Source organism: Mesorhizobium sp. NZP2234 (genome assembly GCF_013170765.1).
Taxonomy (GTDB): domain Bacteria; phylum Pseudomonadota; class Alphaproteobacteria; order Rhizobiales; family Rhizobiaceae; genus Mesorhizobium; species Mesorhizobium loti_D.
Window position 1 is genome coordinate 6,435,011 of sequence record NZ_CP033364.1, and the last position, 26,495, is coordinate 6,461,505.

Annotated in this window: 17 protein-coding genes and 3 pseudogenes; 6 read left to right on the plus strand and 14 right to left on the minus strand. The window is 58.4% G+C overall.

From position 1 onward, the window contains the following. Window positions 1–18: 18 nt before the first annotated feature. The 3 genes and pseudogenes from EB230_RS32850 to EB230_RS31065 form a co-directional block, all read right to left on the minus strand. Window positions 19–648 carry a hypothetical protein gene (locus tag EB230_RS32850; RefSeq protein ID WP_246738883.1) on the minus strand — a complete coding sequence of 210 codons (630 nt, stop codon included), beginning with the start codon at window positions 646–648 and terminating at the stop codon, window positions 19–21. Window positions 649–965: 317 nt separating this feature from the next. Then, entirely contained in the window at window positions 966–1,964 is a 999-nt protein-coding gene (locus EB230_RS31060) for a succinylglutamate desuccinylase/aspartoacylase family protein (protein WP_172374661.1), read from the minus strand. A gap of 527 nt (window positions 1,965–2,491) precedes the next feature. Then, window positions 2,492–3,602: pseudogene (locus tag EB230_RS31065) on the minus strand (IS110 family transposase). Between the two features lie 429 nt (window positions 3,603–4,031). Between EB230_RS31065 and EB230_RS31070 the strand changes: the two are divergent. The 3 genes and pseudogenes from EB230_RS31070 to EB230_RS32855 all read left to right on the plus strand — a co-directional run. Next, on the plus strand, window positions 4,032–5,687 hold the full coding sequence (locus tag EB230_RS31070) for an MFS transporter (protein WP_172374663.1): 1,656 nt from the start codon (window positions 4,032–4,034) through the stop codon (window positions 5,685–5,687). A gap of 259 nt (window positions 5,688–5,946) precedes the next feature. Next, window positions 5,947–6,111: pseudogene (locus EB230_RS31075) on the plus strand (electron transfer flavoprotein subunit beta/FixA family protein); the annotation flags it as partial. A gap of 83 nt (window positions 6,112–6,194) precedes the next feature. After that, window positions 6,195–6,330: pseudogene (locus tag EB230_RS32855) on the plus strand (electron transfer flavoprotein subunit alpha/FixB family protein); the annotation flags it as partial. A gap of 451 nt (window positions 6,331–6,781) precedes the next feature. Here the strand turns inward: EB230_RS32855 and EB230_RS31080 are convergent. The 4 genes from EB230_RS31080 to EB230_RS31090 all read right to left on the minus strand — a co-directional run bounded on the left by EB230_RS31080 (window position 6,782) and on the right by EB230_RS31090 (window position 11,572). After that, window positions 6,782–7,669: an IS110 family transposase gene (locus EB230_RS31080; RefSeq protein WP_172374667.1), complete on the minus strand. Its 888-nt coding sequence runs from the start codon at window positions 7,667–7,669 to the stop codon at window positions 6,782–6,784. Between the two features lie 463 nt (window positions 7,670–8,132). After that, complete coding sequence (locus EB230_RS33040; RefSeq protein WP_281410917.1) at window positions 8,133–8,255, minus strand: hypothetical protein; 123 nt, start codon at window positions 8,253–8,255, stop codon at window positions 8,133–8,135. A gap of 479 nt (window positions 8,256–8,734) precedes the next feature. Further along, window positions 8,735–10,051: a serine hydrolase gene (locus EB230_RS31085; protein WP_172374669.1), complete on the minus strand. Its 1,317-nt coding sequence runs from the start codon at window positions 10,049–10,051 to the stop codon at window positions 8,735–8,737. A gap of 342 nt (window positions 10,052–10,393) precedes the next feature. Further along, window positions 10,394–11,572: a Xaa-Pro peptidase family protein gene (locus tag EB230_RS31090; protein WP_172374671.1), complete on the minus strand. Its 1,179-nt coding sequence runs from the start codon at window positions 11,570–11,572 to the stop codon at window positions 10,394–10,396. A 674-nt stretch (window positions 11,573–12,246) separates the two neighbouring features. On the opposite strand from EB230_RS31090, the gene EB230_RS31095 reads away from it, so the two are divergent. The 3 genes from EB230_RS31095 (at window position 12,247) to EB230_RS31105 (ending at window position 15,489) form a co-directional block, all read left to right on the plus strand. Beyond that, window positions 12,247–13,437, plus strand: a complete 1,191-nt coding sequence (locus EB230_RS31095; protein ID WP_246738884.1) for an aminotransferase class V-fold PLP-dependent enzyme — start codon at window positions 12,247–12,249, stop codon at window positions 13,435–13,437. Window positions 13,438–13,470: 33 nt separating this feature from the next. Next, complete coding sequence (locus EB230_RS31100) at window positions 13,471–14,613, plus strand: M20 family metallopeptidase (protein WP_172374673.1); 1,143 nt, start codon at window positions 13,471–13,473, stop codon at window positions 14,611–14,613. Between the two features lie 84 nt (window positions 14,614–14,697). After that, window positions 14,698–15,489, plus strand: a complete 792-nt coding sequence (locus EB230_RS31105) for an SDR family oxidoreductase (protein ID WP_172374675.1) — start codon at window positions 14,698–14,700, stop codon at window positions 15,487–15,489. A 62-nt stretch (window positions 15,490–15,551) separates the two neighbouring features. Here the strand turns inward: EB230_RS31105 and EB230_RS31110 are convergent, their stop codons facing one another. From EB230_RS31110 to EB230_RS31140, 7 genes are all read right to left on the minus strand, one after another. After that, window positions 15,552–17,219, minus strand: coding sequence for an ABC transporter ATP-binding protein (locus tag EB230_RS31110; RefSeq protein ID WP_172374677.1), 1,668 nt, complete (start codon window positions 17,217–17,219; stop codon window positions 15,552–15,554). Next, window positions 17,212–18,066, minus strand: a complete 855-nt coding sequence (locus tag EB230_RS31115; protein WP_172374679.1) for an ABC transporter permease — start codon at window positions 18,064–18,066, stop codon at window positions 17,212–17,214. The genes EB230_RS31110 and EB230_RS31115 overlap by 8 nt, the downstream gene beginning before the upstream one ends. Continuing rightward, entirely contained in the window at window positions 18,063–19,019 is a 957-nt protein-coding gene (locus EB230_RS31120; RefSeq protein WP_172374681.1) for an ABC transporter permease, read from the minus strand. The genes EB230_RS31115 and EB230_RS31120 overlap by 4 nt, the downstream gene beginning before the upstream one ends. Window positions 19,020–19,427: 408 nt before the next feature. Beyond that, window positions 19,428–21,011, minus strand: coding sequence for an ABC transporter substrate-binding protein (locus EB230_RS31125; protein WP_172374683.1), 1,584 nt, complete (start codon window positions 21,009–21,011; stop codon window positions 19,428–19,430). A 690-nt stretch (window positions 21,012–21,701) separates the two neighbouring features. Beyond that, window positions 21,702–23,291: an ABC transporter substrate-binding protein gene (locus tag EB230_RS31130; RefSeq protein WP_172374685.1), complete on the minus strand. Its 1,590-nt coding sequence runs from the start codon at window positions 23,289–23,291 to the stop codon at window positions 21,702–21,704. Between the two features lie 582 nt (window positions 23,292–23,873). Then, entirely contained in the window at window positions 23,874–25,271 is a 1,398-nt protein-coding gene (locus EB230_RS31135; RefSeq protein ID WP_172374687.1) for an MmgE/PrpD family protein, read from the minus strand. Between the two features lie 209 nt (window positions 25,272–25,480). Further along, window positions 25,481–26,353 (minus strand): alpha/beta hydrolase, encoded by an 873-nt coding sequence (locus EB230_RS31140; RefSeq protein ID WP_172374689.1) that lies wholly within the window; start codon window positions 26,351–26,353, stop codon window positions 25,481–25,483. Between the last annotated feature and the right edge of the window lie 142 nt (window positions 26,354–26,495).

The window sequence follows — 26,495 nt, forward strand, 5'->3', positions numbered from 1 at the left end:
CTCGGCGAATAAAAATTGTTACTTGATCGAGGCGATCATCATCCGGCACAGACTTGTGATATCGTAGACTGGCAGGTTCGTTAGTCGGCGGACTCCCGGAGCGACCACTGGGAACCCCGCACACTCGAAAAGGATGACTGCAATCTCCGGATGCGCGGCTCTCAGCCTGGTGATGCAAGCGCCGACACCCGCTTCCATCGCGGCGACATCGGTCGGGGGCGCAGGAATCTTCAACTCATCATGCCAGTACTTACTGCCTTCAATGCCGCCTACCACAACTCTAGACCGCTCTGTCGGATCGTTGACCTCGAGCATATCGTCGTCGAAAGCGTTAGAATCATAAGTCAGAACGGCAATCTTGGCGGATGGCGGCACTTGACGGATTAGCGTCGGCAAAAGGAGCATGCTCGACATTGCCACGGGTACCTCTACAGAAGCGGCTACAACCGCCTGGTATCGGATCAAGAAGCCGCAGTTTGAACTGATCGCGACGGCTCCTCGCTGGACCAACCGCTGCGCCGCTTCAACATAGCCGCGCTCAAGCACCGGATCGCCGCGTGGCGTTCTTCTACCCAGTGTTCCCTCTGCGATTTCTGTTATGACAGGAAAACCAAGGGTCTCAGGGTTTTCGATCGCGCCCGGTTCCATACCCCTCGCAGAGTTGGGCAACTGCCCTTGGTCGGAAGTTAGTATCCCGAGAGATGCTTGGGGTCGAAATGTCATGATGTAATGTCCTCAAACAGTTGGAAAGCAGCCAACCATGCAGCGGCCCGCTCACCGGTTCACTATGGATGGGTCTGCCGCATCTCTTCTCGCGACTTGAAACAAGAGAAGCGCGTGACCCGCGGACGATACCATCCGGAAAAACAACAGGAGCAGCTTGACCTCGAAGACCCAGTCAGAGAGGACACTTGAACGCCTTCTCATCTTAATGTCGCCTTATTGCGATCGAGGGGAACGTGATTTCAACGATTTAGCGGTCTCGCAAGGAGCGCCAGCCATTCGTCGACTTCGACATAGCCCCCGGATCGAATGCCGCAGACGATGGAAGGGCCAGGCGACCGGACATCATTGGAATCGGCCGACGAAGAATCCATCGGATGCAGAATGCCGATGAGATCTCCCTGCTTCACTTCATCCAACATCGAGCAACGAGGTTCGAAAATGCCCCGCGCAGGCGATTTCAGTTCATCGGCCGGGCGCCGCGTTTGAAGTGTCTGGCTGGACTTCCGTTGACGGAACATCGGATACTCGGCTTTTCCCTCGATGAGTCCGAGCGAGATAAGTGCGTTGCGTACTCCGGCTTCGTAGATCGCGAGACTTTCCGCACCAACGGTGCCCCCGCCAAGTTCAGCACAAACGAATACCTTACCCTTATTATGAGCCGAGATATCGAACATTCCAGGCGTATCTGGATGATCCCAAACCAACGTCATGGGCAATTTGAACGCCTCTGCCATTCCGATCGTCTTAGCCATGAGAGCGGGATCTGAAATGGGATGCGTCGTGGTCGATGGTGGAAAATCCCACGTTGGTCCGAAGCTGTGCAGATCAAACACAGTGTCGGCCGTCGGCAACAACAGGCGCGAAACGGCATCCGCGATTCGTTCGGTTACTGACCCGTTGGCACGGCCCGGAAACACTCGGTTGAGGTTCAATCCGTCGATCGGCGTATTGCGGGTGAATGCCTGGACGGCCGGGGGATTGAGCACGGGGACGATGATAACCCGTCCACAGGTTTGCGCTTCGGGCAGCCACTCAACAAGCCGTCGCGCAACAAGAGGCCCTTCCAATTCATTGCCATGACATCCGCCAGTTATAAGGAGCCGCGGCCCATCGCCTTTGTTGAGGCTGAAGACCGGGAGCGAAAGAGCTTCGCAATCGGCGCCTTTTGGAACAACAAGATGCCCTTTGCTGATGCCGGGCTTGTCGAGATCAAACGTAAGATGTGGTGCTTCGCTCATTGTTCAGCCTAGTGTGAGTTTTCAGGCGAATTAGCGCCGGGTGTGCGTTTCTCCGCTCTGCGAATGTGCGCCAAGCTGTCTTCAATTCGCCAATATAATGTCCCGGACGGTACCATCGCGTTTTCAGATGGCCAGCGCCTGCGGAACCGCCGCTGCTCCGACGTTCACAACGAAGAACTGGAATGGCGAGGGCAGGTTCAAGATCTGTGCATGAAGGAAGACGCCAGGCCCTAGTCTCTCATGTTCCCTGTCAAGGTTGAAGGCAAGAAGGCTCACCTGCTTGGCAGGTTTGCGAAGCAGTCGGATCGGCCGAAGCTGCACAGGGCTGGGGGTGGAGCTCAGAGACGACGGTTGATCAGACTCTCATCCGCGGGTTGGGTACCGGCCTTCCGTGTCTTCGTCTCGGGGCTGTCCTCGGTCTAGAGGGCGGGCGTCGGGCGCATCGGCTCGGCCACATAACTAGCGACGGGAGTTCCCCACCGTGGCCCCACCCCCAGCACTGTGCAGCGGGTTGGGTCGAGACTCGTCTAAGACGGCGCGACCTCCCGGCCGATGGCCCACAAGAAGGCGGCCATCTCGCGTGCGATCGCAGCCACGACCACCGGCGGCTTCTTGCCGGCGGCGCTGAGGCGGCGATAGCGGGCGCAGAGCCGGACCTGCCCCTTCCAGGCAATATCGCGGACAGCCTTGGGCACCCCCTCGAGCCGGGCCCTCAGGGCCTCGCTGATCCTGGCAGGATAGCGGTAAGTCCATGCCGCTTCGACCAGGGCGCGGCGGGCGCGTCGATTGCCGGCGAGCGTAAGGCTCGACCGGCGAACCGTGTCACCGGTCGAGCGCTCCCCCGGGACAAGGCCGAGAAAGGCCCATCAACTGCGGCGGCGTATCGAAGCGACGCACATCCCCAATCTCGGCCGCAAATATCACTGCGACCAGGAACGAGGCGCCGCGCATGGCCTGATAGGCCTCGACGACCCGCGCCATGGACCAGGTTGGCACGACGGCGCGCAACTGCTCGTCCAGGCGATGTAGTCGCTGAGCCGCGTCCTCGATCGCGTCGATCTTCTCCTGGAACACGATCTGCTGCGCGGTATGCTCGAAGCTCTGGCGGGCAAGCCAGCGCCGGTGCGCCAATGTCCAATGACCGCCGTTCTCGTAGATCCGCCCATGGCGCAGGAGGAAGGAAAGTAGCTGCTGGCGTTTGCGGCGCAGGTCGTCGGCTGCGGCTTCCCGGGCCCGGACCAGATCGCGGACAGCTTCGTGGACCACGTCCGGCACCCATACCCCGGTCAGCTCGCCCGCCCGATGCAGCCGCGCCAGCGTGACCGCGTCCCGCCGGTTGGTCTTGACGCGCTCGCCCGGCCGCTTCGGGATCAGGGCCGGCGCAACCACCATGCAGTCGTGTCCAAGATCGCGGACCTGCCGGCACAACCCATAACCGGTCGGCCCGGCCTCGAAGCAGACGTGCAGTCGATCATACTTTTTTCCCAGCTTCTTGATCGTCCGCTCTATCGCCGCAGGACTATTCTCGACCTCGCCGACAAACCGGACCTCGCCAGTGCGACCGCCCTCCGCGATCGCAACCGCGTGCTTCTTCTTGGCTACATCAAACGCAACAAATGCTTCGCTATACTCTCCCATGGCTCGCCCTCCGTGCGTGAGGATCGGCTCGGCCCATCCGAGCAACCCTAGTCTTTTAATCGCACGAAAGGGCGGGCCACCGATCTCCGCCTCGGAACATGACGTCTAGACCGTCTTGTCGGCGATGACATCCCAAGGCTTGAGGGGCAGCTTCCGCGCGATGTGCCGAGTGGCTGGCGCTGGCCACCCAACAGCGCGGACGGGACTCTGGCAACGATGAGGGTGTTGGTTGTCGCGCAGTAGAGCCGGCCAGCTCAGGGCCATCTCGGCGCTGGATGGCCAGAATATGGATCCTGTATTTGACGCAAGTCAGCAGGTGATCAATCTTGGACTGGAACGAAATTACAGAACGTGACTGTCTGCGCCTGCACATTCTTCTCCACAGGCGAGGGTATACGAACCGTCAAACGGGAGGCCACGCTCCGGAATATGAGCAAGGCCGTGCGCGCAGATGCAGATCCAATTTCGCCCACGACGTTTGCGCCGCTCAAAAACCCGGCCTTTCGTTCGATCTGGCTCGCCACGCAGGTTTCCAGCCTTGGTTGGCTGATGCAGACTGTTGCCATCAGCTGGCTGATGGCAACAATCTCGACTTCAGATCTAATGGTTGCGCTGGTACAGACTTCATCATACTTGCCGGCGTTCATTCTGTCTGTCTTTGCGGGGGCCATCGCCGACAATTTCAACCGTCGCAGGGTGATGTTCGCCGGCCGGTGCATCATGGCTACAACATCTGCAATGCTGACCGCATATGTGGCGCTGGGCTTTGTCGACCCTTGGATGATCCTCGGCTTCAGCTTCTTGATCGCTTGCGGCAGTGCTCTCAACGATCCCGCCTGGCAGGCCTCGGTTGGCGATATGGTGGACCGACGCGATGTTCCCGCTGCCGTTACCCTGCTCTCCGTCGGCTTCAACACTGTCCGGACCGTGGGCCCGGCGCTCGGCGGCATGGTGGTTGCCTCGTTCGGGCTTGTGACGGCTCTCGCCGTGACCATGCTCAGCTATCTGGTCCCTCTGGGCACTATATGGCGCTGCAAGTGGAAGGTTCGCTCCTCCCCTCTTCCGCGCGAGTCGATGAGGACGGCAATCTATGACGGGCTGCGCTTCACGGCGATGTCGTCGGAAATCAAGACGGCGATCGCCCGCGGAACCGTCTTTGGCCTGGCGAGTATCGCCATTCTCGCGCTGCTGCCCCTGGTTGTCCGCGATCAGTTGGGGGGTGGACCGCTCGCCTACGGCACGCTCATGGCCGGCTTCGGGACTGGCGCCGTCTTCGCCGGTGTCTCCAATGGCAGATTCAGACGGAGCTTGTCTCAAGAACGGCTGATGACGCTTGCCTGCGTCGCCTGCGCAGCCTGCTCCCTTTCCCTGGCGCTGACCTCTTCGATCGCAGTGGCGGCAATTACGCTCGCCTTGGGGGGCGCGGGATGGGTCACCGCCTGGTCCGGGCTTGGCGTGAGCGTGCAGCTGGCGAGCCCGCGCTGGGTCGTGGGGCGCACGATCTCGATCTACTATGCCTTGATAGACGGCGGCATAGCGGCCGGTAGTTGGGTGTGGGGCACTGTCGCTGAGAACCATTCCTTGACCTGGGCGCTTGAGGGTTCGGCGGGTGCGATATTGCTCGTCGCTGTCGCCGGCGTTCTGTTTCCCCTGCGCGAACGCCACGATTCCGAACCCGATCCCTTGGAGGCATTCGACGCTCCCGCTGTCGCTTTTAATCTGCAGCCGAGAAGCGGCCCGATCATGGTCAAGGTCGAATATCTGATAGCCGAGAAAAATGTCGAGGTCTTCCTCGACCTCATGCGGCAGCGCAGGCATGTCCACAGCCGCGTCGGTGCTCGGAATTGGACCCTTCAGCGCAACCTTCAGAAGCCTATGCAATGGACGGAGACATTCCGCACGCCGACCTGGACGGACTACCTTCGCCTAAACCATCGTCTCACGACGGAAGATAAGGAATTGGACGAAAGGGCCCTCGTCCTGCACCAAGGGGAGCTTCCACCGCCAATCACGCTTTTGATCGAGCGGCCAACGAGCCTCGCTCGCAAACCCGAGCAGTGGGCCCATTTTTTTCTCCACCGTTGACCTCCTTAGCGGCTGTACAGGCTGTGAAGCGCTTGGGCCAGTTCACGACTGATCGCGAGGTACTTTGCACAGAGTGTGACGGCGAGCCGAGCAAGGCAACCACTCACGCTTCCCATAGGCTGCGGGATAGGAGCGATCTGAGGCCATCGACGGCGGCGACAGGTTTCCCGCTTAGGATCCCATCTACAAGAGCATGCTCGATGTTCCGTTTGACATGAGGGCAGCGAGCAAGCGCAGATGCTAAGGCCAGCGCCCGGCGGTGAAGATCGTCGTTGGTCCGCGGTAGGCGCAGAAGACCTTGCCCACCGAGCTTGCCATCGGCGGCGACCGCGCCTTTCTGATCGAAACCGACGAGCAGACCGAGCCGCTAGGCATCGCCAAGGTGCTGAAGTGCGTGGCCGAGGCGGAAAAGCCCGGTCTCGTCAGCCGAACACGACAATGCGATGCTTTCCGACCGGACGGCCAAGGCGCTGTCGGCCGCCCTGATTGACTCGGTCGGCCGTCGGCATCGCCGGCATGAAGCATTTGAAGGTCCACGTTGCCATCAACAAGGACGAAGGTGCGCCGATCTTCCAAGTGGTCGATTTCCGGCCTCGTCTGTTGTCTATGCAAGATCCTGCCCGAACTCCAGAACCGGCTCTAATGGCATCTCGCTTTTTCTCTTGGTGGAGACGCAGCAACTTTGTACCGGACAGCCGGCCCCAGACAGCACCGTAATGGCGCGGCGGGAGAATGGCGGCTCACGCGCTAGGCGGTGTGGACTCTCCAGATTCCCTTTTTGCCCGTAGCGTGATTCATGTGTGGACGTATATGGACCCCGCCCGATTGCAACAGGTCGGCTGGATCAGGATCGTTGGTCACAACTGCTGACGTAATCCGGCTTCCTGATGCGGCTGGACAACGTCTTCGCCGCGAGCCCCGATGGATTTTCGCGCGCTTCCACCTCATCGGCCCCTAGCCATTGGCCGAAACCAAGCCGGTCCACACACCAGGTTCGGGAAGCGACGGAATGATCGTTTCACCATCTCCTACCATTTTGCTGCAATTGCCGGGGTGAGACCTCCTTCTGTTATTCCTTCGTTTGCCGCTTCGCCTCAAGCTGCTTTCACCGACGGTGCGGGCTCGTAGAATGTGTTGCCCGAGAGCATGGCCCACACGATCCTCGCATTCTTGTTGGCGAGCGCGACAGCCGCGACATTGGGATGCCGCCTTTGCCGCAGCTTACCGAGCCAGAGGCTTCGGGGATCCTGCTTGCCGCCTGCTTTACCGAGCGCAGCGCGAGCGCCATGGATCATCAATGTGCGCAGATAGCGATCGCCGCGTTTGCTGATACCAAATAGGCGGGCTCGCCCTCCACTGGATCGTTGTTTCGGCACCAGGCCGAGCCAAGCCGCGAACTGACGGCCGTTCTTGAAGCAGGTTCTATTGCCCACGGCAGCGATCAAGGCGGTTGCCGTTACGGGGCCGATGCCTTCGATCTTTCCATGCCGCTGGCACTGCTCGCTGGTGCGGAAGATCTCTCGTATCCGCCGGTCATAGGTTGCAATGCGATCATCGAGTTCGGCCATTTCCGCCCGCAACTCCCTCATGAGCGAACGGACCATGTCGCTGAGGCCGTCATCGTCGTTCCCGACGATGACGGCAAGGCTGCGGGGGCGGCACAAAAGCATTGATGGCCGGCCGACCGCCTCGCAGATGGCTTCCGCATCGTTCCGGTCGTTCTTGTTCGACTTGACGTATGGTGTCACGAACTGAGGGCTGATCAGCCGAACCTCGTGGCCGAGATCGGAAAGCACCCTTGCCCAATAATGCGCTCCGTTCGAGGCTTCCATGCCGACCAGACATCGCGGCAGATCGGCGAAGAAGCGGGCTACCGCATCGCGACGCAGCGTCTTTCGCACGACGACTTTTCCGTGGCTGTCGACGCCGTGAACCTCGAAGACATACTTCGCAAGATCCAGACCTATTCGAACGACCTGCATGACATCCTCCTTCGTTGCAGTTGGCGTTCGAGATTTCACCGCGCCTAGAGGGCGGGGTCCATACCGCATCGCCGGTGCCGAGGTCCTTCTCAACGGGCGCGACATTTCTAGTCCAGTTCTTCTCCTGCGGCTCTGACCCAGTCCCACAGAGCCTTGATGATTCAGTCGGCCTTTGCTCGCACCAAAGTGGTGAGTTCTTCGCGCCGCCGGCGGCCATGTGGGCGGACAGATTGCTCATCGACGACCACGTCGTCCTCCGACATTGTTAGAGCAAGCATTTCTGGGTTCGGCGGGTCCCCGCCATAATCGGGTATCTGCGCATAATTTCCGCTGCGGGGAGTAATTGCTCTACGGCACGCCGCCTAGATCATAATCCATCGAGCCCAGACCGATCGGTTTTGCCGGCGCCGGGGCTCGCCGATGAGGCCAAGACGCGGCCCTCTCCAGCTTCAGTGAAACGTCGTCAAACGATGTCGGCATTCTGCGGGTTGTCCCCCGGCGAGTAGGAGGTTGCTTCAATCCGCATCCTGATGTCGAGCAATGGATTGCTTCCGCCATGATCTCGTTTGATTACCGCCTCAGGCATTCCCGCGCCCTCCCCCTGAGAAAGGGTGGTCTGGTTAAGGATTCCAATCCGCAACGAGATTGATTGCGGGTGCTGCGATGGCGCCGGCTAGCCTGCTCGTATAGGGGCAGTGGAAATACTGAAACAATGCCATCTTTGTTCTCTTTCACCATGCTGCCGCAGCCGGCCTGTGGCACTGCACACCAAGGTCGGAAGCGATGCAGCACTGCCAGAGGGGCAGGGTTCCGCACGAAGGTAAGCGAATTATAGCGATCGAGATTTGGCGTACGTTGCAGCGGATTCCAGACTAGCGCGTGTACCGCTGTCACGCCCCGTCGCCGCCGACATCAACGCGATGGGCTTCGTCGAGGCGATCAAATGCGGAGGAAAGGCAGCGCCTGGATCATCTCGTGCGAGGTTCTGCCCGATGCGCTGTCGCCGCTAGTTCTCCGCACTCGGCCTGCCGCCCGACCGCTACGATTGTGCACCGGTAACAAATCCTAATTTTCCAGTGCATCTCGGATGGCGCGAATCGCCCCGAACGCATCAAAGGGAAGGGCTTTGGGAGGCTGGTAAACTTGGTCAGGCCACTGTGCCCGCTTCACCGGTGATTGGCCAGGCTGATGCGAGAGTTTCACCGCCGCGAAGTCCGCTTGAGGATCAATATAGATCACCTGGCCACCATACCCCCACGCGATGTAGGCGCCTCTCTCTTGGTCTTCAATCCAGAATGTATTGTGATAAGCGCCATTGGGCAAGTCTGAAGTGGCATCGGCATAAGAACCGTTCGGTGCGAATAAGTGGAATAGTTGAGAATTAGGGCGTCTTATCGCCTCGATCCATTCAGATGGAACGATCTGCCTGCCGTTGAGTCTGCCGCCGCGCAGATGCAGCAGCGCGAAGCGCGCGAAATCACGGAGTGTGGCTTGGAATCCGCCGGACGACATCGAAAAACGAGACTTGTCTACGATTTGGCGGGCGTCTTCCTCCGCCCCCATCGGACTCCATAATTCGCTGCTGTACAGTTCCGGGAGAAACTTGCCGGATACGCGCTGCATGATTAGCCCCAGCACGTCGATGTTGGGGTCAAAGTACTTGAACCGCGCGCCGTGCGGCGCCTCCTGCTCGGTTATCCGCAGAATGGCGTGCCATATATCGGCAGGAGCGTCAGGATGTCCCTCCGGGGGGCCGAAGTATCCTGTGGCTACAACGTAATTAAAGTAATCGTTGTTTGGCACGTACCACAGTCCCTTGAGAGTGGCGCCCGCGGTCATGTCCAGCAAGTGCTGCACCGTGGCGCCGCGATACGCGGTCGCCTGCAGTTCCGGCAGATACCGTGTTACCAGACTTTCAGGGTCGATAAGCCCGCGGTGCGCAAGAATCCCGAACACCGTCCCGGTGATGGACTTGGAACCCGATCTGGCGATGTGCTGAGAATGCGGTTCCATGCCATTCATGTATGTTTCGAACACGATCTCGCCGTGGTGCAGAACCAGAAACCCGTCAGTATAGTCCCTCTCGAGGTATTCGCGGACAGTGGCGCGCTGGCCGTCGCTGGACGCAACTTCGATGTCACCGATATCCCCCCTGGGCCGGCTTGGAAGCGGCAGGACCGGTCCTGCCCCTCGCCAGACCCGGGCGGTTCGCGTCGATTCGCTTACGTGCGAGTATGTCCATCTGCTATAAGGCCAAAAGGACCACTCGTCGGGCGGGATCATAGGCGCGCCTAGCGTCGGATCGAGCTGCCATAACTCGGGATTGGACTGCGATGACTTGCCGGCAACGCGGCGATTGAGATCATCGAATTCCTGAGACATCAAAACGCTCCTTTGACTTCGGCTAATGCCATCACGACATGGCAGCAGATCGCTAATTTTATGAAATCCAGCCCTCATCAGGCCTATAATTTGATCAACGCGACACCGCCCGTGAAAAAAACGTTTCATTTGGGCGATGGAGAACGGACCGAGATAAGCACTTATCGGGATCACGCACATGTTCGCCAGCTGCTGCTGTGTTGGACGAAGCGACGTTTGGAGGTGCGTTAACATTGCGCGTCTACTGGCCTGGCAGCGAACCGAGCCGCAATCAGAACACACCGATGTTGTTCTCGATTGGCCCGGCCTGGTAACATGAAAGTCAGAAGTCTGCGTCTGGTTTTAGCGGACGTAAAGCTGACGTTTGTAGTTCGTCAAAATCTCGCAGCCAGTTTCGGTCACGCGAACAGTCTCGCTGGTGCCGACGTCCGCAAAGCCGAAAGCCTTGACCATCGAGGGGATATGGAAGACCATATTGGGCTTGAGGATCCGCGTTTCCCCTCGCTTAAACGACAGGATGTGCCCTTCGCCCCAATCCGGCGGGTAGCTAATGCCGATGGAATACCCCGTACGCTTGAAGCGGCCTTCATAGCCTCCATCGTTGACGGTCTGAGACCAGATACTCCACACCTCACCGAGGGGGCGATCAGGACGTATGCCGTCGAGCATGTTTTCCAGCGCCCTGCGTGACACGTCCTCCATTTTCTCGAGTTCACGGTTGGATGGACTGACCACGGAAGCCCGCATAATCGCGGCGCTATAGCGGCGAACGGTGCCGGACAGTTCGAGGAAGACAGGATCACCCGGCTGAATCTGCCGGCCCGACCACGTGCCGTGCGCGTAGCTCGTGCGCACGCCCGAAGTCACAAACGGCGGGTAGCCGGGGTATTCACTTCCCTTGAGCGTGACCACGCGCTGGATTTCGGCGGCGATTTCATTCTCGTTCACTCCAGCCCTTATCTGGTCGATGCCCGCTTCGATGCCGGCCTCGGCAATCCGGGCTGCCTGCCTGATATAGTCTACTTCGGCATCCGATTTGACGACGCGGACCGCCTCGACAATCATCGAGCCATCTTCGAAACGGACATCGGGGAGAAGGGTCTTGAGGGCTTCATAATCGGCGATCGAGAAGAACCAAGACTTTTTCTCGAATCCTACCTTCGCCTTTGCAAACCCCATGTTACGCAGCGTTTCCGCGAGCAGCTCGAGCGGGGCCTCGTGGTCCATGTAGCTGGTACTGTTGTCTATCCACGAATACGCCCGGACATTCACCTCTTCGATGCCACGCGTGATATGGAGGGGCTCCCCTTGCGGCGGGATAAGCAGATACTGGGCGGAGGCATAACCGAGCGTGTTGTAACCGCTTAGGTAAAGCATGTTCTCGGGGACGGTCACCACGAGGATGTCCAGATCCCGGGCTGCAATGCCTTCGCGGACCGCCTTGAGCCTTCTTTGATACTCCTGGATAGTAAAAGCCAGGTCTTTTTCTACCTTTATGGTGTCTATGCCGGAAACTTTCATCGGAGCCCTTCAAAAACAAAGAGGCGCGCCACGCGCTGGACGGCGTATCTTAGCATCTGACCTGCGCATAACGTTGCCGTCGTTTCCGAGTTCGCGCAGGAAACCTGCGTTGAGCTGCCTTTGATTGCTCAAAATCCTCCGTCTTCGGAGACATTGCTATTTCATCGGCAACCACCCTCCAACAATCCTAATGTCTGGCCAACGTGCGGCGGGCCGGGCGAAATCTGCGCGAAGCTTGTGCCCGCGTCCGGAACCTGGCCCCTCGCCGGCTTAGATCGCTTCACGTCGGGCAGCCTCGGCGCGCGGGTGCGGGCCGTCGGAGTGTTCTGGCAGTTGAGATGGCAAGCTTGTTATCGGGTAAGAATGCGGCTGCCGTCACGGCTGGAGTCGCGTTCACTGTCTCGAGGCGCTGACGGCGCGGGCCTCCCGATGCCAAAGTGCCTGTTCGCACGATTGGCGACCCCCTCCCGTCTCGAAAGTCTGCACGCAATCCGCATCTATGCAGAAAATCCTCAACATGGGTGAGAAATAGGGGGAATTTCCCATGGTCTGACGGATATGATCAATTCGGTACAGACGAAGCTAGTTCCCCGCTGCCGCCAGCCGCGTTCGCGCTTGGAGTCTGTGCGCGGCGTTTGGACCAAGGTAAACCGCAATTGACGAGCTCCATGATTATGAACGGCAGTATCCTTCCATTAAACAGCATCCGGGACGATTTCCCAGCGACGCAAGACTTTATTTACATGGATGTCGCCAACCAAGGATTGATATCTCGTACCACAAAAATATCGTTCGAGGATCATCTAAATAACAGATTGCACGGGATAAACGATGAGCTTAGCCAATTGGCGGACATCGAGAAGACACGCGCTAGGTTTGCTCGATTTGTTGGCGCGGATAAAGATGAAATTGCCATCACTAAGAACGCATCAGAGAGCATTAACATAATCGCCAACGCGATTGACTGGCGAGCCGGCGACAGCGTTATCTTATGCCCTCAACTTGAACATGCTAACAACATCCTGCCATGGCTCCAAGTGAAAGCTCTACATAATGTTGAACTCAAATTGATGGAGCCGGATAATGGTGCCATTCCCGTAGATGCGATTGTCAATGCGCTTGATTCCAGGACTCGCGTGGTGGCGCTTTCGACCGCAACAATGGTTCCTGGTTTCCGGACAGTCACGCAACCCGTCGCGGAGGCGTGCAGGCGTCATGGCGCCTTCCTTTTGGCGGACGGGACTCAGTCGGTCGGAATCCTGCATACCGATGTCAACCGGCTGGGAGTAGATGGTTTGGCCGTCTCGACTGTCAAGGGATTGATGGGCCTCTACGGATCGGGGTTTCTCTACTGCCGCCGGGAGTGGGCAGATCAGCTAAAGCCAGCTTACCTCGCTCGCTTTAGCGTCGATCTCGGGAACGCACCCGAATCGGCTCCCATTCTCAACGCCGCCAAGCTGCGGGCTGGAGCGCCTCGTTTTGACATCGGGCATTACAATTTCCCAGGCATGATTGCCGCCCACGCATCCTTGGGGCAACTACTGGAGATCGGAACAGAAGCAATCGACAGGCACGTGACATCTTTGGCAACTCGACTGGCTTCAGGGCTGCTAGAAGCCGGACTGCCTGTCTGTGGCGGGCCTCCTGGCGACCACACTGGGAGTATTGTGGCGATTGGGGACATGGCTGCACTCGGCGGAACGCGAGAAGTCGCCGCCTACATACCGTCGCTGCACAGCTATCTTGCGGAAAACAAGGTCGTTGCATCTACGCGACGAGGGCTCCTTCGGTTCTCGCTGCATCTTTACAACAGCGAAGAGGAAGTCGACCAAGTTATTGATATAGTTAAGAAATGGTCGAATTAGCTGCGCCGGATCGCAACCGGATAGGAGAAATTTATGTCATCGCAAAGCGCGGATACCGTGGCGCTTCTTCAAGACCTTGTCAAAATTGAAAGCGTCAACCCTTCGCTTTCACCCAGCGGCAGCGGAGAACAGCGGGTCGCCGAATATCTTGAGAGGTTTTGCCGGGACCGAAACCTGCCTTATGAACTCCAGCAAGTTGTCGACGGGCGCTCGAATTTCTTGACCTGGATCTCGGGCAAAGACCCTAGTCGGCGCCTTCTTTTCGTGGCCCATATGGACACGGTGCCCACTGATAATTGGGCTTCCGATCCATTTTCTCCCGAATTGAAGGATAATCGACTCTACGGCAGGGGGAGTTGCGACACAAAAGGTTCCCTCTCTGCAATGATGATCGCTCTGAGTACCTTGGGGGACCGTCAGCCGAATGCTACGATTGTCGTTGCCGCCAGCATTGATGAAGAGTACCGCAAGATCGGCGCTCGCGCCATCGCTCTCTCCGGCAAGTCGTATGATGCCGCGGTTGTTGGCGAACCAACCGAGCTTGAGCTTGTAGTCGCCCACAAAGGGTCGGTCCGCTGGCAAATCGAGGTTCAGGGTGTCCCTGCTCACACTTCGAAGCCGCACCTCGGAGTCAACGCAATCTCAGGCATGGCAAAGGTGATATTGGCGCTCAACGAACACGGCGAGAATCTCGCTTCGCGCACCCAACCTTTGGTCAGTCCTCCCACTTTGACGGTAAGTCTGATTGAGGGTGGCCTGGAATTGACGACGGTTCCTCCATCGTGCCGCATCTGGGTGGATCGGCGCCTCGTTCCAGGGGAGCGACCGGAGCAGGCGCTGGCAGAAGTGGAGAACATACTGCAAGGTTTGCGTGATCGCGAAGACATCAAGGTCCGATCATTACTGCCCGCGCTTGAAGATCCAGCTCCCGACAGTGCCGAGTCAAGCAAGATAGCTTCCGTGGCAGCACAGGCGTGTGCCGAAGTTGCCGGGACGGGAGAGTACATTGGAGTGCCGTACGGCACGGATGCTAGTCAGCTATCATTGGCCGGCATCCCTTGCATCGTTCTTGGACCAGGAAGCATCGATCGCGCTCACACGAACAATGAGTTCATTGAATTGGATCAACTTGAAATGTCCGTTGAGATATATAGACGAATAATGCTCAGTTATTAACTTCGAAATCGCGCTGAGGCGATACGTCTTGAGAGAGAGCCATGGTCCGGCTCGTCCACTCTCAATCGGGAAGGGATCATCGCGATGAATGATCATGGTCGAAAAGTTCTGGTGATGGCCAGTAGCAAGGGTCTTGGCTTCGCCATCGCCAAACAACTAGCTAAAAACCGCTCGGAGGTTGTTATTTGCGGTCGTAACAAGGCTACACTAGACAAAGCCGTAGGTAATCTACAGAGAATTGAGGGATGCGCTGGCGCTTATGGCGTAGTTGCAGACTTAGCCCGGCGAGCAGATGCCGACATGTTGTTGCAACGCACTTTGGAGCTCCTCGGGAGCATTGATTGCCTCATCGTGAATTCCGGTCACATGCCGTACGGAACCATCGAAGACCTAAGCGACGATGATTGGGACCATTCCTACGAGACGCTTCTCATGAGTGCAGTAAGGGTGACTCGAGTAGCAGCCGCTGCGATGAAAGCGTCTGGTCGTGGGGGTGATATCGTCTATGTTACCTCGGCGGGCGTGCAGGAGGTGACAGGTCACCTACTCCTCTCGAACGTCATGCGTGCCGGAATAGCAGTATTAGCTAAGCACCTCGCAGACACACTTTCGGGAAGTGGCGTTCGCGTGAACGTTGTCGCGCCTGGTTATTTCGACACGGGCAGAGTTCACAAGAGAATTGAGGCGTTGATGGTCGACGAAGGCCTCAATCGAGATGCCGCCATCGAACGTGTGGCCAAAACCAATCCCGTGGGGCGAATAGGAACTGCCGACGAACTCGCGGAGCTAGTGGGATTCATCGTCGGTGACCGAGCAAGGTACATCAATGGCACGACAATAGTGATTGATGGAGGGGGCAGCCGCCTTGTAACGTAGCTGCAGGTGGACGTTGGTGCATCTCTGGCCGCATTCGAACTCGGCGCTCAAGCTGCTGGCGTTCAGTTCCCGGCGCTTTCCATGCGGCGTTCCTTTATGGCGTTTTCCAACCAGCCAACCTTCATCTCGGGAACTGAGGAGAGCAGAAGGTCAGTGTAGGCGTCGAAGGGCGGGGTGAGCACTTCAGTCTTGGAGCCATAGCGCACGACCCTTCCTTGATACATCACTGCGATGGAATCGGCGATCGCCTTTACCGTCGCGAGATCGTGGGTAATGAACAGATAAGCCACGTCCTCAATCTTCTGCAGACGCAGCAGTAGCTTGAGGATGCCATCAGCCACAAGCGGGTCGAGAGCGCTGGTCACCTCGTCGCAGATGATAAGTTTCGGCCCGGCGGCGAGCGCTCGAGCGATACAGACGCGCTGTTTCTGGCCGCCCGAGAGTTCGGCAGGATAGCGATCAACGAACCCCTCGCCCATCTCGATCTCGTCGAGCAGTTCCGCCACGCGATCATCGCGCTCACGACCCCGCATCCCGAAATAAAATTCGAGCGGACGGCCGACGATGGTGCCAACTGTCTGGCGCGGATTCATCGCCACGTCAGCCATTTGGTAAATCATTTGCAATTCGCGCAGATCGTCCGTCGAGCGCTCCGCCAACCTCGGCGTAAGCGTGCGGCCGGCAAAGGTGATCATGCCGGATGTGGGCGGCAGCAGACCTGTGATAGCGCGCGCGAGCGTGGACTTACCCGAGCCGGACTCGCCTACCACGGCCAGCGTCTGACCGGGATGGACCTCTATTGAAACGTCCTGCAGCACCTTTACATGACCGCCATAAGCCGCGGTGATATTCCTCACCTCGAGCACCGGACAGGCTGCCGGCCTCTTTTCCTGATGCTCGATCGAACGTACCGATACCAGCGCCTTGGTGTACTCCGTCCGCGGTGCCTCGATGATCTGCCGCGTCTCGCCATGCTCGACCATTTTGCCGTGACGAAGCACCATGATCTCGTCCGAGACTTGGGCAACGACCGAAAGGTCATGCGTAATATAAAGGGCCGCGACGCCAGTATCACGGATCGCATCCTTTATTGCGGCGAGCACATCGATCTGTGTCGTCACGTCGAGCGCCGTGGTGGGCTCGTCAAAGACGATAAGGTCGGGCTCGGAGCATAGCGCCATGGCTGTCATGACGCGCTGCAATTGACCGCCAGAAACCTGGTGCGGATAACGACGGCCGATGGTTTCCGGGTTGGGCAGGCCGAGCTTTTTGAACAGCGCCATGGCGCGCCTCTCCGCCTCGGCTCGGGTCGCAACACGGTGCAGCAACGCGGACTCTATGACTTGCTCCATTAGACGAAGCGCCGGATTAAACGCTGCGGCAGCCGACTGCGCGACATAACAGACTTTGTTGCCGCGCACTTTGCGCAATCCCGAGACGCCGCCTGCTAGAATGTTGCGCCCGTTGAGGAGAACTTCGCCCCTTGTGATGCGCACACCGCCTCGCCCATATCCCAACGAGGCCAGACCGATGGTCGATTTGCCGGCGCCGGACTCGCCGATCAGGCCCAAGACGCGGCCTTTCTCCAGCTTTAGCGAAACATCGTCGACGATCACGGTATTCTGCGGATCGCCGCCCGGCGAGTAGGAGGTTGCTTCGATCCGCAGTCTCCTGATTTCGAGCAACGGACCACTTTCGTCATGAGGTTGTTTTATTACCGCCTTAGGCATTGCCGCGCCCTCCCCTGAGTGAGGTGGTCCGATTAAGGATCCAATCTGCGACCAGATTGACTGAGATGGCGAGTGCTGCGATTGCCCCCGCTGGGATGAGGGCAGCGGAAATACCGAAAACAATGCCATCTTTGTTCTCTTTCACCATTCCGCCCCAATCGGCTTGTGGCGGCTGGACACCGAGGCCAAGGAAGGACAAGGCAGACAGGAAGAGCACGGCGAAGATGAAGCGCAGGCCGAGTTCGGAGACTAGCGGCGACAGCGCATTGGGAAGAATTTCGCGGAAGATGATCCAGGCGCGGCCTTCGCCCCGCAATTTGGCCGCCTCGACGAAGTCCATCGCATTGACGTCGGCGGCCACGGCGCGGGACAGCCGGTAAACGCGGGTAGAGTCCAGTGTACCCATGACTAATATCAGCGTCACCACGTTGGATGGGAGCACCGACAGCACGACAAGACTGAAGATCAACGTCGGGATCGACATCAACAGATCCACGAACCGCGACATTGTCATGTCGAACCAGCCACCGACGACGGCTGCGGTGAAGCCGAGTATAGACCCCAGCGTAAAGGAAAGCGCGGTAGCGGCGGCAGCTATCAAGATCGTAGTGCGGGCGCCATAAATCATGCGCGAGAGCAGATCCCGTCCGAGATTGTCGGTGCCCAACCAGTGCTCGCCCGACATGGGCATCCAAACGTCGCCGACGATCTCGCCCAGCGGATGCGGTGCGATCAGTGGCGCGAAAATCGCTGCAAAGAGGAACAATCCGGTGAAGAACAGGCCGATCGCGGCACCGAGGGGTATGCGAGGCCGGGGTTTGGCGAGTGGAGCTGACGAAACGCTCATTTAGGATGCCTGAGCCGCGGATTGGCGATGACTGAGGCGACGTCAGCGATGATGTTCAGGCCGATATAAACGGCCGCGAAGATGAGGCCGACGGCCTGCACGACCGGCACGTCGCGCTTTGAGACATGGTCGACAAGATATTGCCCCATGCCGGGGTAAACGAAGATCACCTCGACGACGACAACGCCTACGATCAGGAAGGCCAGGTTGAGCATCACCACATTGATTACCGGCGCGATGGCGTTCGGGAATGCATGGCGGCGGATAATCTCGATCTGCCGCAGCCCCTTGAGCTCGGCCGTCTCTATATAGGCCGACTGCATCACGTTCAGGATCGCAGCGCGCGTCATACGCATCATATGTGCGAGCACGACGAGCGTTAGTACCGTCGCCGGGAGGGCGATGGCCTTCATGCGCTCCAGAAACGGCATGCCAACGTAGACAGTGGAGATACCTGGAAGCCACTGCAGCTTCACGGCAAAGAAATAGACCAGGAGGTAACCGATGAAGAATTCGGGAAGCGAGGTTGAGGTAAGCGCGAATCCGGAGATCAGCTTGTCGATTGCGCCGTTGCGATAGCGCACCGCCAGCAGCCCGAGGATGATGGCGAGCGGGACAGCCACAGTCGCCGCGCAGAAGGCCAGGAAGAGTGTATTCCACAGTCGGGGCAGCAACGTCGCGGTAATCTCCTGTCGCGAAGTGAGCGCAGTGCCGAGATCGCCAGTCAGCACACCGCCCAACCAGCGGAAATAGCGGATATACGCCGGGTCGTTAAGGCCCAGCTCGGCGCGCAGATTGGCGAGTGCTTCCGGGGTTGCAGACTGTCCGAGAATGGCTTGCGAAACGTCACCTGGCAGGATTTGCGTGCCGGCAAAGATTAGGATCGAGACAAGGAAAAGGAGCAGGATTCCAAGCGCGACGCGCTGGGTGATTAGTCTTACAATGGGGGACATCGCCGAAAACCGCATTACGCCGCCAGCCAGCACTTGGCCAGCGCGCAGTCATTCATCGGATTGGTATAGTCGCCGCCAAAGGCGCGCCGGTTGAAATAGTCGAGTTTAAGTGACATGAGACGTTCCTCAATACTGTTAAGGCCGACAAGGCGGCCAACCAAATGAGCGCAACCCGGCCAGGCCAGGCTGGTAGGCGCCCGTCACGTTGCATTCGCACCCAGGACGCGTAGGCCAGCGACCCTCGAGCGTGAGGGTAATTGGCGCGCTTATCTCGGGCGCAGCCAGGGGACCTACATCGCGCCACTAACAAGATCTGATAAGCTGTCCCTGTCGGATAATGCGACCTATGCCTAACAACCAGAGAGTGGCCGGGTAGCGTCCGAGCTGAAGGTTAACGGCGCCGACGAACTAGGCCTTCAGCCAGCATTTGGCAAAAGCCAAGCTGTTCATCAGAGCGTCGTGCCAAGCGACATAGCCGCCAACCTTGTCGGAAATAGCGTCGATAGCCTGGTTGAACATTGGCACGATCACGCCTCCCTCATCGCGAACAATGATGGCAATCTCGCGATAGAGATTTTTCCGCTTGTCCTGATCGAGTTCAGCGCGCGCTTCTATGAGAAGCTTATCGAACTTCTCGTTAGAGAAATGGGTGTCGTTCCATACCGCCGTTGAAAGATACGTGGTCGAGTACATCTGGTCCTGTGTCGCTCGGCCTGACCAGTATGTATTGCAGAAGGGTTGCTTGTTCCAGACCTCCGACCAGAAGCCGTCGTCCGGCACGCGCTGGATCTCAAGTGTAATGCCGGCTTTGGCACAGCTCTGCTGGTAGAGCTGTGCAGCATCGACCGCTCCAGGGAAGCCGGCGTTCGCGACCCGAAGGAGGATCGGGCCGCTGTGACCGGATTTTTTGTAATAATGCTTGGCTTGGTCGGCATCGAACTCGCGCTGGGGAATGTCTTCGGGAAACAGGCGGTATGCGTTGTTGATCGGGAAGTCGTTGCCGAGCGTGCCGTAGCCGCGTAGGATCTTGTCGAGCATCTCCTGACGGTCGATAGCAAGCTTGAGTGCCATCCTCAGATCGTTGTTGTCGAAGGGCGGGGCGTCACAAAACATATTGAAGCAATAGTAGCCAGGACCCGAGACGGCCTCCACCTTCAAGTTGGGCGCCCGCTTGACTAGATCGACGACCTTGGGCTCGACCTTGTCGATTATATGCACTTGGCCGGCCTGCAGCGCGGAGATACGAGCCGTCGCGTCATTGATGGCGAGGAGCTCAATCTGGTCGGCAAAACCCATTTTATCCGGCTGCCAGAAATTGGCGAAACGCTCGCCGCCGTACCGAACGCCGGGCTCGTTGACGCTGGCCTTATACGGCCCAGCGCTGATGCCTTCGGCTGGATTGTCCTTCCCCCCATTCGGCTGAATGATTAGGTGATAGTCGGTCATAAGGTAAGGGAAGTCAGCATTGGCATCCTTCAAGGTTACGACCACTTCGTCACCATTCGCTTTTATGGTGTCGATGCTCTTCAGCACACCTAGCGCGCCGGACTTCGATTTCGGGTCAGAGTGACGCTCGAGAGTCGCCGCCACATCCTTCGCCGTCACCGCCTTGCCGTTGTGGAACTCGAGCCCCTTGCGGATCTTCATCGTCCAGGTTTTGGCGTCCTTGCTGGCCTCAATGCTCTCAGCGATGCGGTTTTCAAGTCCGCCGTCTGGCACCATCGCTACCAGATACTCGCCCCAGCAGGCGCCGAAAATTGACGACAAAGTCGAGAACGTCGCCGGATCGAGACTATCGGTTGCGCTACCTCCAGAAAGACCGCCCTTAAGGATACCGCCGCGTACTGGCTCCTCCGCTCGCGCAACGCTAGTGAGGAGCGAATTCGCAAACGTCGCCGAGACGCCGAGCGCCGCTGCGCGGCCGAGAAATTCACGCCGGCTCAGCCGGCCCGCAGCGAAGCGAAGGCTGAGATAATCGAGTTCCTGCGACATTTTGGATGCTCCTCGGTTAAGATGCGTTCCCTTGGGCCCGGATGATGCGGCCTCTATTTAGAGCACCATTGGTACCAGCACCAATGTGCCGCTTTGCATGTATCGCCCATCTATCCGAGCACGAAATCGGCGTTTTGGCCGCCATTCGCGCAGGATCCCTCCCGTGGCCTTGCCGCTCAGAATAGGGGGTGTTCAGCTGGGCACCAGGTGATCACGATCAAACTGGATGACCCTCTCGTCACATTCAAACGCCCCTCCAATTAAGCCCATCGTCCTGTATAGGCAGATTTTTTCTCTGCGCTCCTGCCAGTCAGAGGGGGGTCAGGAGGGCGGTGGTTATTGCCGGTGAAGGCAGTCGCTAGTGACTTGCCTTCCCTTTGAGATGAAGGAATGACAGCCAAACCCGGTAGGCTCGCAGGAAACGCAGCTTCGCGCGTCGTGGTGCCGGCCACTTGAGCCGCGCCACTGCGCAGGAGCGGCTGGTCGGTTAAAGTACGGACTGCTGAGCTCATGCGGAATCGAGGCCATCCGCGGCCAATGGATGAGGCCCACGTCCTCAACCGCGTAAAGCCGGCGCGGGCAGCGACGACGAGAGCGTCTACACGTTTTGTGCGCTCTTGACGTCGAACATCCTTATGCCGGTTGCCCAGCGCACGTTAGGCAACCAGGATCGAGCCGTAAGTCCCGCCGTCAGGATTCGAGCCAGCATACGGCTAAGGCGGAGGCGTTGCTCATATCGCGCGCTGGATGCTTTACGAACCCTTTAACACCAGGCCCCGTCGCATCGATGAACTGGTTAAAGAACGGCGCGATTAAGCCGCCCTCGTCGCGAACGATGATTGCCATCTCGCGATAGAGGTTTTTGCGCTTGCCCTGATCGAGTTCGGCCCTCGCCTCGATGAGAAGCTTGTCAAACTTCTCGTTGACGAAGCGCGTGTCGTTCCATGCGGCCGTCGACAAATACGCGACGGAGTACGCCTGGTCCTGCGTCGCGCGACCAGTCCAGAAGGTGGCGGCGAATGGCTGCTTTAACCAGACTTCCGACCAGTAGCCGTCGCTCGGCTCGCGCTTGACCTCGATGGCAATTCCGGCCTTGGCGCAGCTCTGCTGATAGAGTTGGGCGGCATCAACGGCACCGGGGAAGGCGACATCAGAGGTGCGCAGCAGGAGCGGCCCGCTATGGCCCGACTTCCGATAGTGAAACTTTGCTTTGTCCGGATCAAAGGTGCGCTGCTCGACATCGTCAGAAAACAGCGGGTACGAAGCGTTGATTGGAAAATCGTTGGCCACTGAGCCATAGCCGCGCAGGATTTGGGTGAGCATCTGCTCGCGATCGATGGCGAGCTTGAAGGCCATCCGGAGATCGTTGTTGTCGAAGGGAGGCGTGTCGCAGAACATGTTGAAGCAATAGTAGCCGCGTCCCGAAACGTTCTGGACGGTCACGCCAGGGATACGCTTGACCAGGTCCACAACCTTCGGCTCCACGCGGTCGATCATGTGGACCTGGTTGCTTCGCAGGGCCGAAATACGCGCCGTGGCGTCGTTGATGACGATGATCTCGATCTGATCGGCATGGCCACGCTTTTCGCCCTGCCAGAAATTCTTGAATCGTTCGCCGCCGTGCCGTACGCCCGGCTCATTAACGGTAATTTTGTAGGGCCCCGCTCCGATGCCGGCAGCCGGATTGTCCTTGCCCCCGTTCGGTTGGATGACGAGATGATAATCAGTCATCAGATAAGGGAAGTCAGCGTTGCCGCCCTTCAGGGTGACGACGACCTCGTCGCCATTTGCCTTGAGCGTGTCAATGCTCCCCAGCACGCCCAGAGCGCCCGATTTTGACTTGGAATCCGAGTGCCGCTCGAGCGTCGCCACCACATCATCCGCGGTCACGGTCTTGCCGTTGTGGAACTCGACCCCCTTGCGGATCTTCATCGTCCAAGTCTTGGCGTCCTTGGATGAGCCGATTTGCTCGGCGAGGCGGTTCTCAACGCCGCCGTCCGGGGTCAGTTCCATCAGCAGCTCGCCCCAGCATTTGCTGAAGGCGATCGGGACCGCGCCGGGGAAGAAAGCCGGGTCGAGAGTGTCAGTCGCTTGACCGCCCTGAAGGCCGGCCTTCAGAATGCCGCCCTTGTGCGGGACCTGCGCCTTCACCGCGCCGGCAAGAAGCGAGTTGGCGAAGATGGCGCTCACGCCGAGCGCCGTAGCACGACCGAGAAATTCACGCCGGCTCAGTCGGCCGGCAGCGACGCGGCGGCTGAGATAGTCAAGTTGCTGCGACATTGGTTGCTCCTCGTTCAGACATGTTCCCATGGGGCCAGACAATGCGGCCTCTATTTTGAGTATCAGTACCAGCACCAATGTGCCGCGTTGAGCGAATTGCCCTTCTGACGGCGCAGGAAATCGGCGTTTTAGCCGTCATATGCGCAGGATCGCCAAGATGACCGTTTTGAGGTCTGGAACGGGAATTGCGGCGGAGTCATCTTGAACGTAAGCGGCTGTCCACGTGAGCCTACGTGATCGGGCAGCGGGGAAGGCGTCAACCAACTTTGCAGGCCGACCGGCGGCATGTCTTCCTGAGCCGTCGCTTTGGACACGCGAATTCTTGGTGGCATCCCCAGGAGCAGGCGACTGGGGCCAGACTTCAACACGCGACCCTCGCTCCAAATACGTCGATTTGAATCTCTTCAACCCCTTACAAGTCCGTCCGATCGACCTTCGGTAAGCGGCTTCTGAATACGAGATGCTTTTCTAGGGAGAACCACGCCGTGCCGACGCCGCCAGCGGTTGCGGCTGGCTTCGTCGGCGAGCAACTCGATTATCGCAAGCGCGCTGCTGCCGCGGTCGAGATCAGCGTTGTTTTCGCTACTTCCCGCCAACAAGCAGCTCGAATAACGGTGCCAACGAGGGCTGCTTATCAAGGTCCTCGACGAATTCCCCAATCAACTCGAGCTGTGTATCGGAGAACGGCAACATGGACGTTTCGGCGCAAGCTTTGAGTTTACGCATGCCATCGGCGAGCGAAGCTGGATTGTCCGGATGGCCGAATGGCTTGTCAATCCGAATGAAATGTTCTGCGCCGCCCCTTAGCTTCACGGTAACTGCTGTCGGCGAATTTTGATGCAGGCCGTGAGTACGATCGATCTCTGGATCAACTTCAATCTTCGTGACAGCCATGATCCGGCGAACGGCCGGATCCTCAAATGCTTCCGGACGGAAATCGCTAATTCCTACTGTGCCGTGTTGCGCCGCGACAGAGATGACGTAAGGTAGGCTGAAGCGCGCGACGACCGGGTCCTTTGGGTTCCACTTTTGGTCGCGCGGCTGTACCACATAACTCTCAGCGACGAGACGGTTCACCCCGAGCTCAAGTGTGACAATATCCTCCCCCTTGAAGCCGTACTTATCGCGTAATTGCTTAAGTCCATCGATCCCGGGATGCATAGCCCTGCAAGCCGGCCAAGCTTTGAAGCTGATCTCAGTGTTCACGTAGTCCTGACCAAGTTTCTCCATAAGCAAATCGACGTCGTAGCTAGGTTCGAAGGCCCTGTAGAAGCCATACTTACCAAAGAAGGGCTCCCGAGGACCGTTGAAACCCACCATAGCTGACAGGGCCGATTCCACCCCCGAACGCGCCCGCAATCCTTGTTGCAGCGACACAGTGTGCGCGCCTTCCTCATACATCTGTACTTCCCCGGCGGCGTGGGCGTAAGCAATGCCGAATGCATTTCGGGTTTTCTCTTCATCGAGCCGCAGCAATTTTGCGCTAACCGCAGTGGTGCCCCACACCGCAACAATATTGTCGCGGCCGGTTTTCAATGAGTGGGTCGTCACGCTCCGCGCAAGTCGCATGTGCAAATCCATAGCCGTCGCTAATGCGACCAACAATTCGCTTCCGGTAATAGAAGGATCGCGTTCCGCGAGCGCCAGCGCCGGCGGCACATTGTAAGCGCTGGCGTGGCAGCCGTTGATACAAAGCTCGTAGGTATCATCAAAGTCGATGGCTCTAGCCGTGGTGGCGTTGACAAGGGCTGCCAAGCAGGCCGGAAGCTTTTCTCCAGAAACCCAGACGGTGCATTCCGCCTTGCCACCGGACAAGCTGCCCAGCCTACGTGCGAAGTGCGCGATCGGGTCATCCGATCCCCCGATCGCGCTGGCAAGCGTGTCGAGAACGGAGAGTTTCGCGCGTTCGATCGACTCCTTAGGTATTGTTTCTGCGCGCGAATCAACAATGTGCCTAATGAGTTGCGCCGTCAAATCCATCGCCAAACCTCCCGCAATTAATAAGCTTCTGGCAAAGTGTGGGGACAGCCCCGCCCCTGCGGCTGCTGCTAGATTGCCATGGCATCCCTTGCCCAATCAGCTTTGATTGATCGATCTGCAGGAGTTGTCCTGCATGTCTCTTCCTCAGAAAACAGTTGGGACAGCGTTTCAGTATTTGCCTCGTAGACCACCCAGAGATCGAACGGTTGCTAGTTTCCGCTGGTTGGTGATCTAGCAGTCCAGTACCGAATGAGTCTGTTCACAGCTTCGCTCTGGTCGATCTGGACGTCATGCCCCGCATTGTTCAGCAGGTGGAAATCCGAATTCTTTATCAGCTTGACCAGCTTTACACCGCGGTCAGGCGGCACTGTGGGGTCGTTCTTGGACCAGATAATCAATGTCTCGGCCCGAAGCCGATCAAGGTACGGGAACACATAGGTTTGCTGCAGCACAACGTACAGACGGAGATTGGTTTCTTCTTCGGGCAGGTTCTGGAGAATCTCGTATTGCCCGCGCGCCGCGGCCCGCCGATAGGCCTCTCTTTTAGCCTCTTCCACATCCTGCCCATAGGCGCGCGTGGTCTTTCGCCAGGCGGCGATGTACTCCTCTTCGCTCGGCATCGCGCTGGAATTATCGTAAGCTTCCGTATAGGCCTGCCACCAAGTTTCGTCGCGGTCGTCACCATAGGCCGGAGAAACGGAACTGGCTGTCAGCAACACAAGCCTTGAGACAAGATCGGGACGCAGGATCGCGACCCGCGCGGCGACGAATGACCCTTCTGAATGTCCGACGAGGGTGATCTGCTTCAACCCCATCGCTTCGATGAAGCCGATCACGTGGTCTACACGACCAAGGCGGTTTACGAATTTTTGATCGGCGGGATAATCGGTCCCGCCGCACTGCAGTTGATCTACCGCGATAACCCTGAACTGATCGGATAGCTCGTTGAGCTGCCGCACAAAGGAACTCTTTCCGTCTGCACCAAAGCCGGCACCGTGCAGGAATACGATAGGCTCGCCTATTCCGCTCTCATAGTATGAAGTCCTGATACCACTGACTGTAATGCTGCGTTCAGAGATCATCTTTTTCCTTGACGTAAGACGAGCCGCAGGCCTTGAAGTGCTGTGCGGAAACTGCAGGCTTGCCAGCGAAGCGCCAACCTACCAAGCCCGTGGTCGCCATGCTGAGCAAAGCTGTCTTTATCGCGCAGGAAACCGGCGTTTT

What these genes read in the sequence shown, in the direction of transcription:
- EB230_RS32850 (WP_246738883.1), bottom strand. Translation starts at nt 648, where the DNA reads ATGGAACCGGGCGCGATCGAAAACCCTGAGACCCTTGGTTTTCCTGTC.
- EB230_RS31060 (WP_172374661.1), bottom strand. Translation starts at nt 1,964, where the DNA reads ATGAGCGAAGCACCACATCTTACGTTTGATCTCGACAAGCCCGGCATC.
- EB230_RS31070 (WP_172374663.1), top strand. Translation starts at nt 4,032, where the DNA reads ATGAGCAAGGCCGTGCGCGCAGATGCAGATCCAATTTCGCCCACGACG.
- EB230_RS31080 (WP_172374667.1), bottom strand. Translation starts at nt 7,669, where the DNA reads ATGCAGGTCGTTCGAATAGGTCTGGATCTTGCGAAGTATGTCTTCGAG.
- EB230_RS33040 (WP_281410917.1), bottom strand. Translation starts at nt 8,255, where the DNA reads ATGCCTGAGGCGGTAATCAAACGAGATCATGGCGGAAGCAATCCATTG.
- EB230_RS31085 (WP_172374669.1), bottom strand. Translation starts at nt 10,051, where the DNA reads ATGTCTCAGGAATTCGATGATCTCAATCGCCGCGTTGCCGGCAAGTCA.
- EB230_RS31090 (WP_172374671.1), bottom strand. Translation starts at nt 11,572, where the DNA reads ATGAAAGTTTCCGGCATAGACACCATAAAGGTAGAAAAAGACCTGGCT.
- EB230_RS31095 (WP_246738884.1), top strand. Translation starts at nt 12,247, where the DNA reads ATGAACGGCAGTATCCTTCCATTAAACAGCATCCGGGACGATTTCCCA.
- EB230_RS31100 (WP_172374673.1), top strand. Translation starts at nt 13,471, where the DNA reads ATGTCATCGCAAAGCGCGGATACCGTGGCGCTTCTTCAAGACCTTGTC.
- EB230_RS31105 (WP_172374675.1), top strand. Translation starts at nt 14,698, where the DNA reads ATGAATGATCATGGTCGAAAAGTTCTGGTGATGGCCAGTAGCAAGGGT.
- EB230_RS31110 (WP_172374677.1), bottom strand. Translation starts at nt 17,219, where the DNA reads ATGCCTAAGGCGGTAATAAAACAACCTCATGACGAAAGTGGTCCGTTG.
- EB230_RS31115 (WP_172374679.1), bottom strand. Translation starts at nt 18,066, where the DNA reads ATGAGCGTTTCGTCAGCTCCACTCGCCAAACCCCGGCCTCGCATACCC.
- EB230_RS31120 (WP_172374681.1), bottom strand. Translation starts at nt 19,019, where the DNA reads ATGTCCCCCATTGTAAGACTAATCACCCAGCGCGTCGCGCTTGGAATC.
- EB230_RS31125 (WP_172374683.1), bottom strand. Translation starts at nt 21,011, where the DNA reads ATGTCGCAGGAACTCGATTATCTCAGCCTTCGCTTCGCTGCGGGCCGG.
- EB230_RS31130 (WP_172374685.1), bottom strand. Translation starts at nt 23,291, where the DNA reads ATGTCGCAGCAACTTGACTATCTCAGCCGCCGCGTCGCTGCCGGCCGA.
- EB230_RS31135 (WP_172374687.1), bottom strand. Translation starts at nt 25,271, where the DNA reads ATGGATTTGACGGCGCAACTCATTAGGCACATTGTTGATTCGCGCGCA.
- EB230_RS31140 (WP_172374689.1), bottom strand. Translation starts at nt 26,353, where the DNA reads ATGATCTCTGAACGCAGCATTACAGTCAGTGGTATCAGGACTTCATAC.